The sequence below is a fragment of the Streptococcus sp. HPH0090 genome, assembly GCF_000411475.1.
Classification (GTDB): domain Bacteria; phylum Bacillota; class Bacilli; order Lactobacillales; family Streptococcaceae; genus Streptococcus.
Genome location: NZ_KE150465.1, coordinates 258,573 through 272,877, shown reverse-complemented (window position 1 = coordinate 272,877; position 14,305 = coordinate 258,573). Strand labels below are relative to the sequence as shown.

General features: G+C 40.3%; 17 protein-coding genes. 15 read left to right on the top strand and 2 right to left on the bottom strand.

Features of this window, described 5'->3' with window-relative positions; all coding sequences use genetic code 11:
• Nucleotides 1-103 precede the first annotated feature (103 nt).
• From spx to HMPREF1481_RS09015, 7 genes are all read left to right on the top strand, one after another.
• Nucleotides 104-502 carry a transcriptional regulator Spx gene (gene spx / locus HMPREF1481_RS09045; RefSeq protein WP_000591164.1) on the top strand — a complete coding sequence of 133 codons (399 nt, stop codon included), beginning with the start codon at nt 104-106 and terminating at the stop codon, nt 500-502.
• A gap of 60 nt (nt 503-562) precedes the next feature.
• On the top strand, nt 563-1,135 hold the full coding sequence (locus tag HMPREF1481_RS09040; RefSeq protein ID WP_016466356.1) for an SP0191 family lipoprotein: 573 nt from the start codon (nt 563-565) through the stop codon (nt 1,133-1,135).
• A 97-nt stretch (nt 1,136-1,232) separates the two neighbouring features.
• Nucleotides 1,233-1,499 (top strand): IreB family regulatory phosphoprotein, encoded by a 267-nt coding sequence (locus tag HMPREF1481_RS09035; protein ID WP_004250500.1) that lies wholly within the window; start codon nt 1,233-1,235, stop codon nt 1,497-1,499.
• 3 nt (nt 1,500-1,502) lie between these two features.
• A complete protein-coding gene (gene ruvX / locus HMPREF1481_RS09030) occupies nt 1,503-1,922 on the top strand; it encodes a Holliday junction resolvase RuvX (RefSeq protein WP_016466355.1) in 420 nt (139 codons plus the stop codon).
• 15 nt (nt 1,923-1,937) lie between these two features.
• A complete protein-coding gene (locus HMPREF1481_RS09025) occupies nt 1,938-2,243 on the top strand; it encodes a DUF1292 domain-containing protein (protein WP_000017624.1) in 306 nt (101 codons plus the stop codon).
• A gap of 168 nt (nt 2,244-2,411) precedes the next feature.
• The gene (locus HMPREF1481_RS09020; protein ID WP_016466354.1) at nt 2,412-3,662 is read left to right on the top strand and encodes a bifunctional folylpolyglutamate synthase/dihydrofolate synthase; all 1,251 of its coding nucleotides are present in this window, start codon (nt 2,412-2,414) and stop codon (nt 3,660-3,662) included.
• An 85-nt stretch (nt 3,663-3,747) separates the two neighbouring features.
• On the top strand, nt 3,748-4,173 hold the full coding sequence (locus tag HMPREF1481_RS09015; protein WP_016466353.1) for an SP_0198 family lipoprotein: 426 nt from the start codon (nt 3,748-3,750) through the stop codon (nt 4,171-4,173).
• Between the two features lie 135 nt (nt 4,174-4,308).
• Here the strand turns inward: HMPREF1481_RS09015 and HMPREF1481_RS09010 are convergent, their stop codons facing one another.
• Nucleotides 4,309-5,121 (bottom strand): Cof-type HAD-IIB family hydrolase, encoded by an 813-nt coding sequence (locus HMPREF1481_RS09010; RefSeq protein WP_016466352.1) that lies wholly within the window; start codon nt 5,119-5,121, stop codon nt 4,309-4,311.
• A gap of 196 nt (nt 5,122-5,317) precedes the next feature.
• Between HMPREF1481_RS09010 and HMPREF1481_RS09005 the strand changes: the two genes are divergently transcribed.
• The 6 genes from HMPREF1481_RS09005 (at nt 5,318) to recA (ending at nt 11,383) form a co-directional block, all read left to right on the top strand.
• Complete coding sequence (locus HMPREF1481_RS09005) at nt 5,318-6,739, top strand: NCS2 family permease (protein WP_016466351.1); 1,422 nt, start codon at nt 5,318-5,320, stop codon at nt 6,737-6,739.
• Nucleotides 6,740-6,829: 90 nt separating this feature from the next.
• Nucleotides 6,830-7,273, top strand: a complete 444-nt coding sequence (gene tsaE / locus HMPREF1481_RS09000; protein WP_016466350.1) for a tRNA (adenosine(37)-N6)-threonylcarbamoyltransferase complex ATPase subunit type 1 TsaE — start codon at nt 6,830-6,832, stop codon at nt 7,271-7,273.
• Complete coding sequence (locus HMPREF1481_RS08995) at nt 7,263-7,784, top strand: GNAT family N-acetyltransferase (protein ID WP_016466349.1); 522 nt, start codon at nt 7,263-7,265, stop codon at nt 7,782-7,784. Before tsaE ends, HMPREF1481_RS08995 begins: the two co-directional genes overlap by 11 nt.
• Nucleotides 7,785-7,788: 4 nt before the next feature.
• A complete protein-coding gene (gene lytR / locus HMPREF1481_RS08990) occupies nt 7,789-8,847 on the top strand; it encodes a glycopolymer--peptidoglycan transferase LytR (RefSeq protein ID WP_025173308.1) in 1,059 nt (352 codons plus the stop codon).
• A gap of 76 nt (nt 8,848-8,923) precedes the next feature.
• Nucleotides 8,924-10,180 (top strand): competence/damage-inducible protein A, encoded by a 1,257-nt coding sequence (locus tag HMPREF1481_RS08985; RefSeq protein ID WP_016466347.1) that lies wholly within the window; start codon nt 8,924-8,926, stop codon nt 10,178-10,180.
• 54 nt (nt 10,181-10,234) lie between these two features.
• Entirely contained in the window at nt 10,235-11,383 is a 1,149-nt protein-coding gene (gene recA, locus HMPREF1481_RS08980; protein ID WP_016466346.1) for a recombinase RecA, read from the top strand.
• A gap of 45 nt (nt 11,384-11,428) precedes the next feature.
• Here the strand turns inward: recA and HMPREF1481_RS08975 are convergent, their stop codons facing one another.
• On the bottom strand, nt 11,429-11,983 hold the full coding sequence (locus HMPREF1481_RS08975; RefSeq protein WP_016466345.1) for a GNAT family N-acetyltransferase: 555 nt from the start codon (nt 11,981-11,983) through the stop codon (nt 11,429-11,431).
• A gap of 108 nt (nt 11,984-12,091) precedes the next feature.
• On the opposite strand from HMPREF1481_RS08975, the gene HMPREF1481_RS08970 reads away from it, so the two are divergent.
• Nucleotides 12,092-13,462: an MATE family efflux transporter gene (locus tag HMPREF1481_RS08970; protein WP_016466344.1), complete on the top strand. Its 1,371-nt coding sequence runs from the start codon at nt 12,092-12,094 to the stop codon at nt 13,460-13,462.
• A gap of 96 nt (nt 13,463-13,558) precedes the next feature.
• Nucleotides 13,559-14,275 carry a YebC/PmpR family DNA-binding transcriptional regulator gene (locus HMPREF1481_RS08965; protein WP_016466343.1) on the top strand — a complete coding sequence of 239 codons (717 nt, stop codon included), beginning with the start codon at nt 13,559-13,561 and terminating at the stop codon, nt 14,273-14,275.
• Nucleotides 14,276-14,305 lie beyond the last annotated feature (30 nt).

Below are 14,305 nucleotides of genomic sequence, written 5' to 3'. Positions count from 1 at the left end.
TGGGGAAAAAGTTAAATTTTTTTAAAAATAGGTCGCAAGTCGGATGTTTTTTATGGTATAATAGAATAAACTGATAGTAACATGTAGCGAAAGGGGTAGGGACATGATCAAAATTTATACAGTCTCAAGTTGTACTAGCTGTAAAAAAGCGAAAACCTGGCTTAATGCCCACCAGTTAAGTTATAAAGAACAAAACCTCGGTAAAGAAGGAATTTCTAGAGAAGAATTATTAGATATTCTTACAAAAACAGACAATGGAATTGCGAGCATTGTATCATCAAAGAATCGCTACGCTAAAGCTCTTGGAGTTGATATCGAAGATTTGAGTGTCAATGAAGTGCTTAACTTAATCATGGAGACACCACGTATCCTAAAAAGTCCGATTCTCGTTGATGAGAAACGATTGCAAGTCGGCTATAAGGAAGACGATATTCGTGCTTTCTTGCCACGCTCTGTCCGCAATGTAGAAAATGCAGAAGCACGTTTACGTGCAGCACTATAAAACATAAAGGCTGGGAGTGACTCCTGGCCTTATTTGATATGTAAATAAGGAAAATTGAATATGAAAAAGATAGTTATCGGTACAGTTGCCCTTCTATTTTTACTAGCTGGCTGTGGTCAGAAAAAAGAATCCGCGGAGCCTTCTAAAGATACAACGACAGAAGCTCTCCAATCAACTCTACCTGTTTTAGAAAATGCGAATAACAATACAGTTGTAACCAAGACTCTTGTTCTACCTGTTGACGAAAATGGTGTACAGCAAACCCAGACAATTACCTATAAGGGTAAACAATTTTTGACATTAACGATTCAGCAAAAACGACAAGTTTCAGATGAACTCAAGAGCTACATTGCCGAGCATGGATTAGAGCAGGCAAAGAGTGCTTTGAAAGAAGAGGAAGACAAAGATGAGTCAGTTCAAGCAGCTCGAAAAATTCCTGGTTTTAGCCTTGAAACTAATCTTTTAAGTGAGACTGAGATTGAAACCAAAACAAGTTATGATTTTCAAGTCCTAGATGTTAAAAAGGCAAGCGAAAGCGAATATTTAAAAAATGTTGGTTTGGAAAATCTACTAAAAAACGAACCAGAAGAGTATATCGCAAATCGAGTTGCGAGTGGTGCGACAGTCCAGTAAGAAAGTCGCAGAAAATCAACAAAATCAGACTGTGTGATTTGTAGAACGGCTGTGAATGTGCTATAATAGTACTATTCTAAGGAAAGAGGGTGTTAGAATGGGATTTACTGAAGAAACCGTACGTTTTAAATTGGACGATTCCAATAAAAAAGAGATTAGCGAAACATTGACAGAAGTCTATGCTTCCTTGAATGAGAAGGGGTATAACCCTATTAATCAAATTGTGGGCTATGTTCTCAGTGGAGACCCAGCTTACGTTCCTCGTTACAATAACGCAAGAAATCAAATCCGTAAATATGAACGCGATGAGATTGTTGAAGAATTGGTTCGCTACTACCTTAAGGGACAAGGAGTCGATCTATAACCAATGAGAATTATGGGATTGGACGTTGGTTCCAAAACGGTAGGAGTAGCGATTAGCGATCCGTTAGGTTTTACAGCGCAAGGGCTTGAAATCATCCAAATCAATGAAGATCAAGGAGAGTTCGGTTTTGAACGACTCAAGGAATTGGTTGACACCTATAAGGTGGAGCGCTTTGTTGTTGGTTTACCTAAAAATATGAACAATACCAGTGGACCGCGAGTGGAAGCGAGTCAAGCATATGGAGAAAAACTGGAAGAACTCTTTGGTTTGCCAGTAGAATACCAGGATGAGCGCTTGACCACGGTTGCTGCGGAACGCATGTTGATTGAGCAAGCAGACATTAGTCGTAACAAGCGTAAAAAAGTTATTGATAAATTGGCAGCTCAGTTGATTTTGCAAAATTATTTAGATAGAAAATTTTAAGACAGAGGAGAAACTATGTCACACGATCACAACCACGATCACGAAGAACGTGAACTTATTACACTTGTAGATGAGCAAGGAAACGAAACTTTATTTGAAATCCTATTGACTATTGACGGAAAAGAAGAATTTGGTAAAAACTATGTTCTTCTTGTACCAGTTAATGCAGAAGAAGATGAAAACGGTGAAGTTGAAATCCAAGCATACTCATTCATCGAAAATGAAGATGGAACTGAAGGTGAATTGCAACCAATCCCTGAAGATTCAGAAGATGAATGGAACATGATTGAAGAAGTCTTCAACAGCTTTATGGAGGAGTAAAAACATCCAGTGGATGTTTTTAGCCCAACTCCCAGAAACTAGAAAGAGTTGGAACATCCGGGGGGGGGATTCTACCCCATATTGAAATTAAAACAAGCTAGGTTCTAGCAAATGAAGTAAAAAGCGAAGAGAATCTTCGCTTTTTTATTAAGGATTAAGGAGATAAGCGTGTTTGAAGTAGAAAAATGGCTCCATAGTCGGATTGGATTGAATTTTAGATCAGGTTTGGGACGGATGCAAAAAGCAGTGGATTTACTGGAGAATCCTGAGCAAACCTATCCAATTATCCATGTGACGGGAACAAATGGGAAAGGGTCGACCATTGCCTTTATGAGAGAGCTTTTTGTCTCTCACGGCAAGAAAGTTGGGACCTTTACTTCGCCCCATATTGTCAGCATTCATGATCGTATTTGCATCAATGGGAATCCCATATCGGATGCCGATTTTATTCGTATAGCTGATCAAGTTAAGAAAATGGAGCTGAAACTTCTAGAAACCCACGATCAGTTATCTTTTTTTGAGTTGCTGACCTTGATTGCTCTACTCTATTTTAGGGAGCAAGAAGTGGAGCTGGTTTTGGTGGAAGTTGGAATTGGTGGACTACTTGATACCACTAATGTGGTAACTGGAGAGATTGCTGTTATCACGTCCATCGGCCTCGATCATCAGGAGACTTTGGGCGATAGTTTATCAGCTATTGCTGAGCAGAAAGCAGGGATTTTTAAGTTAGGCAAATCAGCTATTATTGCCAATCTAGCACCGGAGGCACAGTTCGTTTGTCAAAGAACTGCTCATGATTTGGATGTGACTCTCTACCAAGCTGATCGAGATTTTTCTTTCAAGAATGGTCATTTTTCTTCTTCTCTTGCGAATCTGAACCAACTAAAATTAGGTTTGGAAGGGGCCTATCAGGAGGAAAACGCAGCTCTCGCTATACAAGCCTTTCTATTGTTTATGAATCAGAGAGGTGAGAAAGCTGATCAAGAAGCAGTAAGAGCTGCCTTGCGAGTTACCAGATGGGCAGGAAGGCTAGAAGCTATCACTGAGCACATTTATCTGGATGGGGCTCACAACCTACCAGCCTTGGAGCGTTTGGTTGAATTTATCCAGGAAAAAAATCAACAAGGTTATCAAGCTCAAATTCTTTTTGGAGCTTTAAAGCGTAAAGATTACAGTGGTATGCTTGGATATCTGACGAAACATTTACCAGACCTCCCTCTCTATGTTACTAGCTTTGATTATCAAGGTTCTTTGGAGGAGCAGGACTTGGGAGATTATCAGAAGGTTGCTTCCTATCGAGAGTTTTTAGATGGCTTTGAAAGTTCTGCAGGGGAGAAAGAGTTACTGTTTGTGACAGGTTCTCTCTACTTTATATCAGAGGTCCGTGCATACCTCTTGGGTTATGAATCTATTGATTGACCTCCCTTCCCTTATTTGATATAGTTGAGGTGGAATGTTTCAGCAGGCTTTTGCTACTTTTAGCCACCAAAAGAAAGGAGCTATCATGACATTAAAAAGATTCACACTTTCTCTTGCAACACTGGCAAGTCTTAGTCTCTTAGTCGCTTGTTCAACAAAAGGACAAACAACTTCGGCACCTCAAACAAGCACTAGTTCAGAAGTGATAACAAGTCAGGTATCTGAGTCAACAACAGCTAGCGCTACGAATGCTACAACCGTCAATATGGATGGTACCTATAAGGGGCAGGACGAGGGTGATAGCATTACGCTCGACGTGACAGGAAATACCGGGACGTGGACAGAAGTGGAAGCGGATGGAGTACAGGAAGTTAAGAAGGTAACCTTTGAACCAGAAAATCAGAAAGTCATCATCGGAGATGACGTCAAGATTTATGTGGCAGAAGAGAACCAAATCATCATCGATGATATGGACCGTGAGGTTTCAGATCGTATTGTTTTAAAAAAATAGATATTTTAAAGGATTTGGTTCTGGATAAAACAGGTGCAAATCCTTTTTTTATGGATAATTATATGAAAAAAGTTCTATACTCAAGGGCCTGTATTTTAGCCAAAAGTATAGAACTACTGATTTATAGGTTATGATTTATAGGAATCGTTCTTGTAAAAAGTGAGCGACGCCATCTTCTTCATTGGTCAATGGTAATTGCTCATCTGCAAAAGGTAAGAGAGCAGGATTTGCATTTTTCATGGCATAACCTTTGCCTGCAAAAGCGAGCATTTCTTGGTCATTATGTTCGTCACCAAAAGCAATCAAATTCTGTTTGTCCATATTCATGACATTGAGAAGATATTCGAGGGCAAAGGCTTTGTGGACTCCTTTGGGAGTACATTCGAGGATGTTTAAAGGCCCACCCCAAGTGTTAATATTGAGTTGGTGCTTGTAAAAACTGTTCATCTCTTCAGCTAGTGCATATTTATCGTCTGCCCTAGTTTGTAATAAAATACAGTTAGGTCCCTTGGTCACTAAGTCAGACTTGAATTGATTTTCTGGGCGAAAGTTTTCAACACCAAATAATTTAGGATCGGCAATTTCTTGGTCTGGGGCCGTAATGTAAAACTTTTTACGATATTCTCCAGCGATAAAGTCTGCCTCAATCTCCTCTTTTCGTTTTACGATATCCAAGAGGTATTTTTTGTCCACAGTCAGACACTTTTCATGTTTCCAAGTCTTACCTGGCAGATGGGTAAGTGAGCCATTGAAATTGATCATAGGGGTTTCGAGTTCAAGTTGGTTATAAAAATCTTTGGCCATTCGGTAAGGGCGACCAGTTGCAATAACGACTTGGTGGCCTTTTTTAGAGATTTTCTTAATTGTTTCAATAGTAAAGTCAGAAAGTTTGCTTTCAGAGTTGAGTAGAGTTCCGTCTAAATCGACGGCAATCATTTTTTTAGTCATAAAATCCTCCCGAATCTAGTTTCAGATAAGATGTTTTCTATTATATCAAAAAGCTAAGAGAAAAGCTGACAATAAGTAAAAACAAAAAGAATAATATCTGATAAGATTTTTATAATTCGGTAAAAATACCTTGAAAAGATGAATGATTGGTGTTATAATAGTCATATTGTTCGTAAAATGACAAAGGAGATTAAAAATGGACAAACTATTTAAACTAAAAGAGCACGGGACAGACGTCCGTACAGAGGTTCTTGCTGGTTTAACAACTTTCTTTGCAATGAGTTATATTCTCTTTGTAAACCCTCAAATGCTTTCACAAACAGGAATGCCTGTTCAAGGTGTATTCTTGGCAACAATCATCGGTTCTGTTGTGGGAACTTTGATGATGGCTTTCTATGCTAACTTGCCATATGCACAAGCCCCAGGTATGGGACTAAACGCCTTCTTTACATTTACCGTCGTATTTGGGATGGGCTATACTTGGAAAGAAGCTCTTGGGATGGTCTTCATCTGTGGAGTTATTTCACTGATTATTACATTGACCAATGTTCGTAAAATGATCATTGAATCTATTCCTACAACACTTCGCTCAGCAATTTCAGCTGGTATTGGTGTTTTCCTTGCTTACGTTGGTATTAAGAATGCTGGTCTTTTGAAATTCTCAATTGACCCAGGTACTTATACTGTAGCTGGTGAAGGAGCAGATAAGGCTCAAGCGGCGATTACTGCAAATGCTTCAGCCGTTCCAGGATTAGTAGATTTCAATACTACAGCAGTTTTGGTAGCTCTTGCAGGTCTTGCTATTACTATCTTCTTTGTTGTTAAAGGTATCAAAGGTGGGATCATCCTTTCTATTTTAACAACGACTGTTCTTGCCATTGCAGTTGGTCTTGTTAATGTGTCAGGGATTGACTTCGCTAGCAACAATCTTTCATCAGCAGTTAACGACCTAGGAACTTTGTTTGGTGCTGCTCTTGGTTCAGAAGGTTTAGGATCTTTGATTTCAAATACTTCTCGTTTGCCAGAAACTTTGATGGCTATTCTTGCCTTCTCATTGACAGATATCTTTGATACTATCGGTACTCTTATCGGTACTGGAGAAAAAGTTGGTATCGTTGCGACAAGTGGTGAAAACCATGAGTCAACTAAATTGGATAAAGCTCTTTACTCTGATTTGGTAGCAACTTCAATTGGTGCCATTGCAGGTACTTCAAACGTTACGACTTATGTTGAGTCAGCAGCAGGTATCGGTGCTGGTGGACGTACTGGTTTGACAGCCCTAGTTGTTGCAATCTGTTTTGCTTTGTCAAGTTTCTTTAGCCCACTTTTAGCGATTGTTCCAACAGCTGCGACTGCACCAATTCTGATTATTGTCGGGATTATGATGCTCTCTAACTTGAAAAACATTCCTTGGGATGATATGTCAGAAGCAGTTCCAGCCTTCTTTACATCTATCTTTATGGGATTCAGTTACTCAATCACACAGGGGATTGCCGTTGGTTTCTTGACTTATACTTTGACAAAGATTGTTAAAGGTCAAATCAAAGAAGTACATGTTATGATCTGGATTTTGGATGCTTTGTTCATCTTGAACTACATCAGCATGGCTCTTAACTAATGACAAAAACTTTAAAAAAAGAAGGAGAAATCTCCTCCTTTTTTATTAGTAGAAATGTCGCAAAAGAAAACTTTTTGGTATAATGATAACATGCACATAAAAAATGAAGATGAACTCATTGCTCTTGGACAAGAATTAGGCTCTTTGCTGGAGAAAAATGATGTATTGATTTTGACCGGTGAATTAGGTGCTGGTAAAACAACGCTAACCAAGGGCCTGGCTAGAGGCCTAGGGATTCATCAAATGATTAAGAGTCCTACTTATACCATCGTTCGAGAATATGAAGGACGTCTCCCCTTGTATCACTTGGATGTTTATCGCATTGAAGGAGATGCAGATTCTATCGACTTGGATGAATTTCTTTTTGGTTCAGGTGTGACAGTTATTGAGTGGGGACACCTATTGGGTGAGGACCTTCCATCAGATTATCTAGAATTAGAAATCCTGAAAGATGGTGAGGGACGCGAAGTTGTCTTTCATGCCCATGGTCAACGAGCAACAGAGCTCTTGCAGAGGTTGACGGATGGAGTATGATCTTTTAATCCGTGAAGCAGAAATCCAAGATGCTTCAGCTCTTATTACACTTTTGGATCAGATTGGTCAGGAATCTAGCTTTACTAGCCTAGATGAAAATGGAATTGCAATGACTGAATCTGCAATGCAACATTTTATTGACAAGCAAGCCCAGTCGGATAACCAGATTACTCTACTAGCTTTTTTGAATGATGAGTTAGCAGGAGTCATCAATATTACGGCGGATCAACGTCCACGAGTTCGACATATTGGCGATGTCTTTTTGGGCATCAAAAAAGCATACTGGGGAAATGGTCTCGGTAGTATCCTGTTGGAAGAAGCTATTGAATGGGCCCAGTCGAGTGGAAGTATTCGACGCTTACAACTGACAGTTCAAAAACGAAATCTAGCAGCTGTTCATCTATATAAAAAGATGGGCTTTATCATAGAAGGCCAGCAGGAACGTGGTGCTTGTATAGAAGGAGGAGAGTTTCTTGATGTCTACCTGATGGGGCGACTGATAGACGAATAAATGTATGGCAAAAAAAATAATCGGAATGTTTTTAGGCTTTGTTCTTGTGACAGTTCTTGGTGTGGGAGCTTATGCCTATACTATTTATCAACAAAGTACGCAGACTTTGGCCAAAACCTATAAACAAATTGGGGAAGAAACTAAAGTCATCGAGGCAACTGAGCCTTTGACAATTTTACTGATGGGTGTGGATACAGGTAACGTTGAGCGTACAGACCCATGGGCGGGTAACAGTGATTCGATGATCTTGGTAACAGTAAATCCTAAAACCAAGAAAGTTGTGATGATGAGTTTGGAACGTGATATCCTGACACAAATCCAACAACCAGATGGTAGTGTTAGAGAAGCGAAACTCAATGCTGCCTATGCTGATGGTGGGGCAGAACTAGCTATTTCAACTATTCAGAAAATGATGAATATCCATATCGACCGTTACGTGATGGTCAATATGCATGGTCTTCAAAGAATGGTTGATGCTGTCGGTGGTATCACAGTAAACAATACTCTAGGTTTCCCAATCTCTATCCAAGACCAGGAGCCATTTAATACTATTTCTATCGGTGTTGGAGAACAGACACTAAATGGTGAAGAGGCGCTGGTGTATTCACGCATGCGCTATCAAGATCCAGAAGGAGATTACGGTCGTCAGAAACGTCAACGCGAAGTTATTCAAAAGATTGTTGAGAAGATTCTTAGCTTGAATAGTGTTAGTCACTACCAAGAAATTCTGAAGGCTCTTAGCGATAATATGCAGACAAATATCGAGATTACGACAACAACCATTCCTCAGTTGATGGGTTACCAAGATTCCTTTAAAAACATTGAATCTCAACAGTTGCGTGGAGAGGATGCAATGATTGATGGGACATCCTACCAAATCGTGTCATCTGCTCATATGTTAGAAATGCAAAATCTTTTGCGTCGTTCATTGGATAAACCAGAGGTTACGGAATTAGAGACAAATGTAGTCTTGTATGAAAATATTTATGGACGCTTGCCACAAACTACTGGTTCTGCTGCAGATCAGGAACAACAAGGGCAACAAGTACAACCAGAACAATAAGAAATGAATACTCAAATCGTAGGAATTTTCCTGCGATTTTTTCAAAGAAATCCGAATAGGTAAGTAGGAGGAAAAAATGAAAGCGGAAATTATAGCTGTTGGAACAGAAATTCTAACAGGTCAAATCGTCAATACCAATGCTCAGTTTTTGTCTGAAAAGCTAGCTGAAATCGGAGTTGATGTATACTTCCAGACGGCCGTTGGAGACAATGAAACTCGACTCATATCCTTGTTGGAGATTGCTAAGGAACGGAGTAATCTGGTTATCTTAACGGGAGGATTGGGGCCGACAGAGGATGATTTGACCAAACAAACCTTGGCTCAATTTCTAGGGCTTGATTTGACTTTTGATCCTCAAGCACAGGCTAAATTGGATGATTTCTTTGCTCATCGACCAGACTATGCACGAACTCCAAATAATGAACGTCAAGCTCAAATTGTTCAGGGGGCAATCCCGCTCCCAAATGAAACGGGACTAGCAGTTGGTGGTATGATTGAGGTGGCTGGCGTGACTTATGTTGTCCTACCAGGTCCGCCAAGTGAACTAAAACCCATGGTTTTAAATGAATTACTACCAAGATTGACAACAGGAGCTAAGTTGTACTCACGTGTGCTACGTTTCTTTGGCATTGGTGAAAGTCAGCTAGTAACGATTTTGTCAGATTTGATTGAAGAGCAGACAGATCCAACCATAGCACCGTATGCAAAAACAGGAGAGGTGACTCTGCGTTTGTCTACAAAGGCTACTAGTCAAGAAGAAGCTAGAAAGGCCTTGGATAATATAGAGGAAAAAATCTTTGCACGTCAGACTTTTGAAGGAATTGCTTTAAAGGAAATCTGCTATGGTTATGGCGAAGAAGCGAGTCTAGCCAGCGTAGTTGTTGAGGAGTTGAAAAAGAAAAAGCAAACTATCACAGCTGCAGAAAGTTTGACAGCAGGGCTTTTCCAAGCGACTTTGGCAAACTTTTCGGGAGCATCAACAATCTTTAAAGGTGGTTTTGTCACTTATAGCCTGGAAGAAAAAGCTAAGATGTTAGACATTCCACAAGTAGAGTTGGAAGAATATGGAGTCGTTTCAGCATTTGCTGCGGAAAAAATGGCTGAGCAGGCACGCCTCAAAACCCAGTCAGATTTTGGGATTAGCTTGACAGGAGTAGCTGGTCCGGATAGCCTAGAAGGGCATCCAGCAGGGACAGTTTTCATCGGCCTATCTCAAGCATCAGGTACCGAAGTCATTCAAGTCAATATAGCTGGAAGAAGCCGAGCGGATGTTCGTAAGATTGCGGTTATGCATGCGTTTAACTTAGTTCGCAAAGCTTTATTAAGTGACTGACTTTTGATATAATAGAAGAAGGTTCTTAGAATCATTAAAATATAGGAGAACAAAATGGCGAAAAAACCAACAAAAAAATTAGATGAAATTGGGAAAAAATTTGGAGCTGACCGTGAAAAAGCTTTGAATGATGCGCTTAAATTGATTGAAAAAGACTTTGGTAAGGGTTCAATCATGCGCTTGGGTGAACGCGCAGAGCAAAAAGTACAAGTGATGAGTTCAGGCTCTTTGGCCCTTGATATTGCACTTGGTTCAGGTGGTTATCCAAAGGGACGTATCATTGAAATCTACGGTCCAGAATCATCAGGTAAGACAACAGTAGCCCTTCATGCTGTAGCACAAGCACAAAAAGAAGGTGGAATTGCAGCCTTTATCGATGCGGAACACGCGCTCGATCCAGCCTATGCAGCAGCTCTTGGTGTTAACATTGATGAATTGCTCTTGTCACAACCAGACTCAGGTGAGCAAGGTCTTGAAATTGCAGGAAAATTGATTGACTCAGGTGCAGTTGACCTTGTCGTTATTGACTCGGTTGCAGCTCTTGTACCTCGTGCAGAAATCGATGGAGATATCGGAGATAGCCACGTTGGTCTTCAAGCTCGTATGATGAGTCAGGCTATGCGTAAGCTTGGAGCTTCTATCAATAAAACAAAGACAATTGCAATCTTCATCAACCAATTGCGTGAAAAAGTAGGGGTTATGTTTGGTAATCCAGAAACAACTCCTGGTGGACGTGCCCTTAAATTCTATGCTTCTGTCCGTTTGGATGTTCGTGGAAGCACACAAATCAAGGGAACTGGTGACCAAAAAGATACTAACGTCGGTAAAGAAACTAAGATCAAAGTTGTGAAAAACAAGGTTGCTCCACCGTTCAAAGAAGCTCTTGTTGAAATCATGTACGGGGAAGGTATTTCTAGAACTGGTGAACTCTTGAAGATTGCTAGTGATTTGGATATCATTCAAAAAGCAGGTGCTTGGTACTCATACAAGGGTGAAAAAATCGGACAAGGTTCTGAAAATGCTAAGAAATACTTGGCAGATCACCCAGAAATCTTTGATGAAATTGACCACCAAGTTCGTGTTCAATATGGTTTGATCGAAGAGGAAGAAGGTTCTAAAGCAAGTGCTGCAGCTGATACGGATTCTAACCAAGAAGTAACTCTTGACTTGGGCGATGCTCTTGAAATCGAAATTGAAGAATAAAAAATAAAAGTAGCAGTTCTCTGCTACTTTTTTATTTCGTGAGGACTAGTGTTCACTAAAGCGTCGGTATTCGATGCGAAAGTCGAAGTAATTCTCTTCTTGCAATTTTTGAAAGATGTTTCGATAGGCCTCTTCATCAAAATGGTCGCCACGGTAGAGAATTTCAAAACTCATTCCCTCGTATTCTAAAAAGGCATTGGCAGTTTTAAAACCATTTTGTAAGTAGAAGTCCATGCGGGCCTTTCGTTGTTCGTGATTATCACATTCTTCGTCCAATCGCTCTACTTCAAGAATCATGGTACGCTGGTAAAAATCAATGAGTTTTTCAATGATTTCTCTCCCGTATCCATGACTACGAAGATGGGGCATGATGGCAAAGAAGCTGATGTAGAATGCTTTTTGGTTGGAAATGGCAAAGGCAAAGCCGACAAATTCTTCTTCGTTATAAAAAGCGAAAAAGTGGGCGTCATCTCTATCCTGGTAACTTAAAAATTCTTCCAAGGAGACGCGTTCTTCTTCAGGAAAGGCTTCCTTGTTTAATTGGTCAACTTTCTCAAGGTCTGGGAATACATCTGTAATTAACTGGCTTGTTAAGCTCATACATACCCTCCTTTTCTGTCACGATTATACCAGATTGTTTGTATCTAGGCAACGCTTTCTTATTCTTCCTCCCTTGTTCCTCTACTAGAAAGCTGATATAATACCCTTATGAATAAAAAATCAACGGTAGACCTGATTCATGGTCCAATCCTTCCTTCACTGATTAGTTTTGCATTACCAATTTTACTGTCCAATATCTTTCAGCAACTTTACAATACAGCTGATATTTTGATTGTTGGGCGTTTTTTAGGGCAAGATTCCTTGGCGGCAGTCGGAGCTACGACAGCCATTTTTGATTTAATTATCGGTTTTGCTCTCGGAGTTGGAAATGGGATGGGAGTAGTTATCGCTCGTCTTTACGGTGCTCGTAATTTTGCTAAGATTAAAGAAGCTGTTGCAGCGACTTGGATTTTGGGTGCCATCCTGAGTGGTCTTGTCATGCTGATGGGCTTCTTTGGCCTTTATCCGCTTTTGCAGTACCTAGAAACACCTGCAGAAATTCTCCCCCAATCCTATGAATATATTTCCATGATTGTTAGCTGTGTGGGAGTTAGTTTTGCTTATAATCTCTTTGCAGGATTACTGCGCTCGATTGGAGATAGCCTTGCTGCGCTTGCTTTCCTGATTTTTTCAGCTATCGTTAATGTGATTCTGGATTTGTATTTTATTACACAACTTCAGTTGGGAGTTCAGTCTGCTGGACTTGCAACCATTATCTCGCAAGGATTGTCAGCAATCCTTTGTTATTTCTATATTCGCAAGAGTGTTCCAGAGCTTCTTCCGGGCCTCAAACATTTCAAATGGAATAAGGCGCTCTATGTGGATCTCTTGGAACAGGGGCTAGCCATGGGCTTGATGGGGTCAATCGTTTCTATCGGAAGTGTTATTTTGCAATCCTCTGTCAATAGTTTTGGAGCAGTCATTATCAGTGCTCAAACGGCAGCACGCCGAATCATGGCCTTTGCCTTGTTGCCAATGACGGCTATTTCAGCTTCGATGACGACTTTTATCTCTCAAAACTTTGGGGCGAAACGTCCAGAACGTATAGTTCAAGGCCTCCGTATTGGGAGCTATTTGAGTATGTCTTGGGCAACCTTTGCCTGTATTTTCCTATTTTTTGCAAGTCCTAGCCTAGTTTCTTTCCTGGCAAGTTCGACAGACGGCTACCTGATTGAAAACGGGACTTTATACCTGCGTATTAGTTCGGTGTTCTATCCATTTTTAAGCCTGTTATTGATCTATAGAAATAGCTTGCAGGGGTTAGGGCAAAAACTCTTGCCCCTCGTATCTAGCTTTATCGAGTTGTTTGGGAAAATTATTTTCGTGGCTTGGATTATTCCTTGGTCAGGTTATACTGGAGTTATCCTATGTGAACCGCTACTCTGGCTTGTTATGACTGTTCAACTTTACTTCTCACTTTCCCAACATCCTTGGATAAAAGAAGGTAAGAAAATCGTAGCAGCCGGCGGGAAATCCTAGCCTAGTTTACAAAAGAAAATCCATTTCCTCTAGTGAAAATCGGATAGACTTGTGTTATAATAAGAAAGATTAAAATGTGAAAAAAGGAGATTCCTAATGGGACGTAAATGGGCCAATATCGTAGCCAAGAAAACGGCTAAAGATGGAGCTAACTCTAAAGTATATGCAAAATTTGGTGTAGAAATCTATGTAGCAGCTAAAAAAGGTGAACCAGATCCAGAACTAAACACTGCTTTGAAATTCGTTATCGATCGTGCCAAACAAGCGCAAGTGCCAAAACACGTGATTGATAAGGCTATCGATAAAGCAAAAGGAAATACAGACGAAACCTTTACAGAAGGACGTTACGAAGGATTTGGGCCAAATGGTTCAATGTTGATCGTTGATACCTTGACTTCAAACGTTAACCGTACAGCTGCCAATGTCCGTGCTGCTTTTGGTAAAAACGGTGGAAACATGGGAGCTTCAGGTTCTGTATCTTACCTATTTGACAACAAAGGTGTTGTCGTCTTTGCAGGTGATGATGCTGATGCCATCTTTGAGCTTTTGCTTGAAGCAGATGTCGATGTAGACGATGTAGAAGCAGAAGAAGGAACAATCACTGTCTACACAGCTCCAACTGACCTTCACAAGGCTATCGTTGCTTTGCGTGAATCTGGTATTGAAGAATTCCAAGTAACTGAATTGGAAATGATTCCTCAATCAGAAGTTGAGTTGTCAGGCGAAGATTTGGAAACTTTTGAAAAACTTTACAGTGTTCTTGAAGACGACGAAGACGTACAAAAAATCTACACAAACGTAGATGGATTCTAATAAAAAAGCGAGCAGCTATTAAGTCTGTTC

What these genes read in the sequence shown, in the direction of transcription:
- HMPREF1481_RS08995 (WP_016466349.1), top strand. Translation starts at nt 7,263, where the DNA reads ATGGAGTATGATCTTTTAATCCGTGAAGCAGAAATCCAAGATGCTTCA.
- HMPREF1481_RS08975 (WP_016466345.1), bottom strand. Translation starts at nt 11,983, where the DNA reads ATGAGCTTAACAAGCCAGTTAATTACAGATGTATTCCCAGACCTTGAG.
- ruvX (WP_016466355.1), top strand. Translation starts at nt 1,503, where the DNA reads ATGAGAATTATGGGATTGGACGTTGGTTCCAAAACGGTAGGAGTAGCG.
- HMPREF1481_RS09010 (WP_016466352.1), bottom strand. Translation starts at nt 5,121, where the DNA reads ATGACTAAAAAAATGATTGCCGTCGATTTAGACGGAACTCTACTCAAC.
- HMPREF1481_RS09040 (WP_016466356.1), top strand. Translation starts at nt 563, where the DNA reads ATGAAAAAGATAGTTATCGGTACAGTTGCCCTTCTATTTTTACTAGCT.
- HMPREF1481_RS09025 (WP_000017624.1), top strand. Translation starts at nt 1,938, where the DNA reads ATGTCACACGATCACAACCACGATCACGAAGAACGTGAACTTATTACA.
- tsaE (WP_016466350.1), top strand. Translation starts at nt 6,830, where the DNA reads ATGCACATAAAAAATGAAGATGAACTCATTGCTCTTGGACAAGAATTA.
- HMPREF1481_RS09035 (WP_004250500.1), top strand. Translation starts at nt 1,233, where the DNA reads ATGGGATTTACTGAAGAAACCGTACGTTTTAAATTGGACGATTCCAAT.
- HMPREF1481_RS08985 (WP_016466347.1), top strand. Translation starts at nt 8,924, where the DNA reads ATGAAAGCGGAAATTATAGCTGTTGGAACAGAAATTCTAACAGGTCAA.
- recA (WP_016466346.1), top strand. Translation starts at nt 10,235, where the DNA reads ATGGCGAAAAAACCAACAAAAAAATTAGATGAAATTGGGAAAAAATTT.
- HMPREF1481_RS08965 (WP_016466343.1), top strand. Translation starts at nt 13,559, where the DNA reads ATGGGACGTAAATGGGCCAATATCGTAGCCAAGAAAACGGCTAAAGAT.
- lytR (WP_025173308.1), top strand. Translation starts at nt 7,789, where the DNA reads ATGGCAAAAAAAATAATCGGAATGTTTTTAGGCTTTGTTCTTGTGACA.
- HMPREF1481_RS08970 (WP_016466344.1), top strand. Translation starts at nt 12,092, where the DNA reads ATGAATAAAAAATCAACGGTAGACCTGATTCATGGTCCAATCCTTCCT.
- HMPREF1481_RS09005 (WP_016466351.1), top strand. Translation starts at nt 5,318, where the DNA reads ATGGACAAACTATTTAAACTAAAAGAGCACGGGACAGACGTCCGTACA.
- HMPREF1481_RS09015 (WP_016466353.1), top strand. Translation starts at nt 3,748, where the DNA reads ATGACATTAAAAAGATTCACACTTTCTCTTGCAACACTGGCAAGTCTT.
- spx (WP_000591164.1), top strand. Translation starts at nt 104, where the DNA reads ATGATCAAAATTTATACAGTCTCAAGTTGTACTAGCTGTAAAAAAGCG.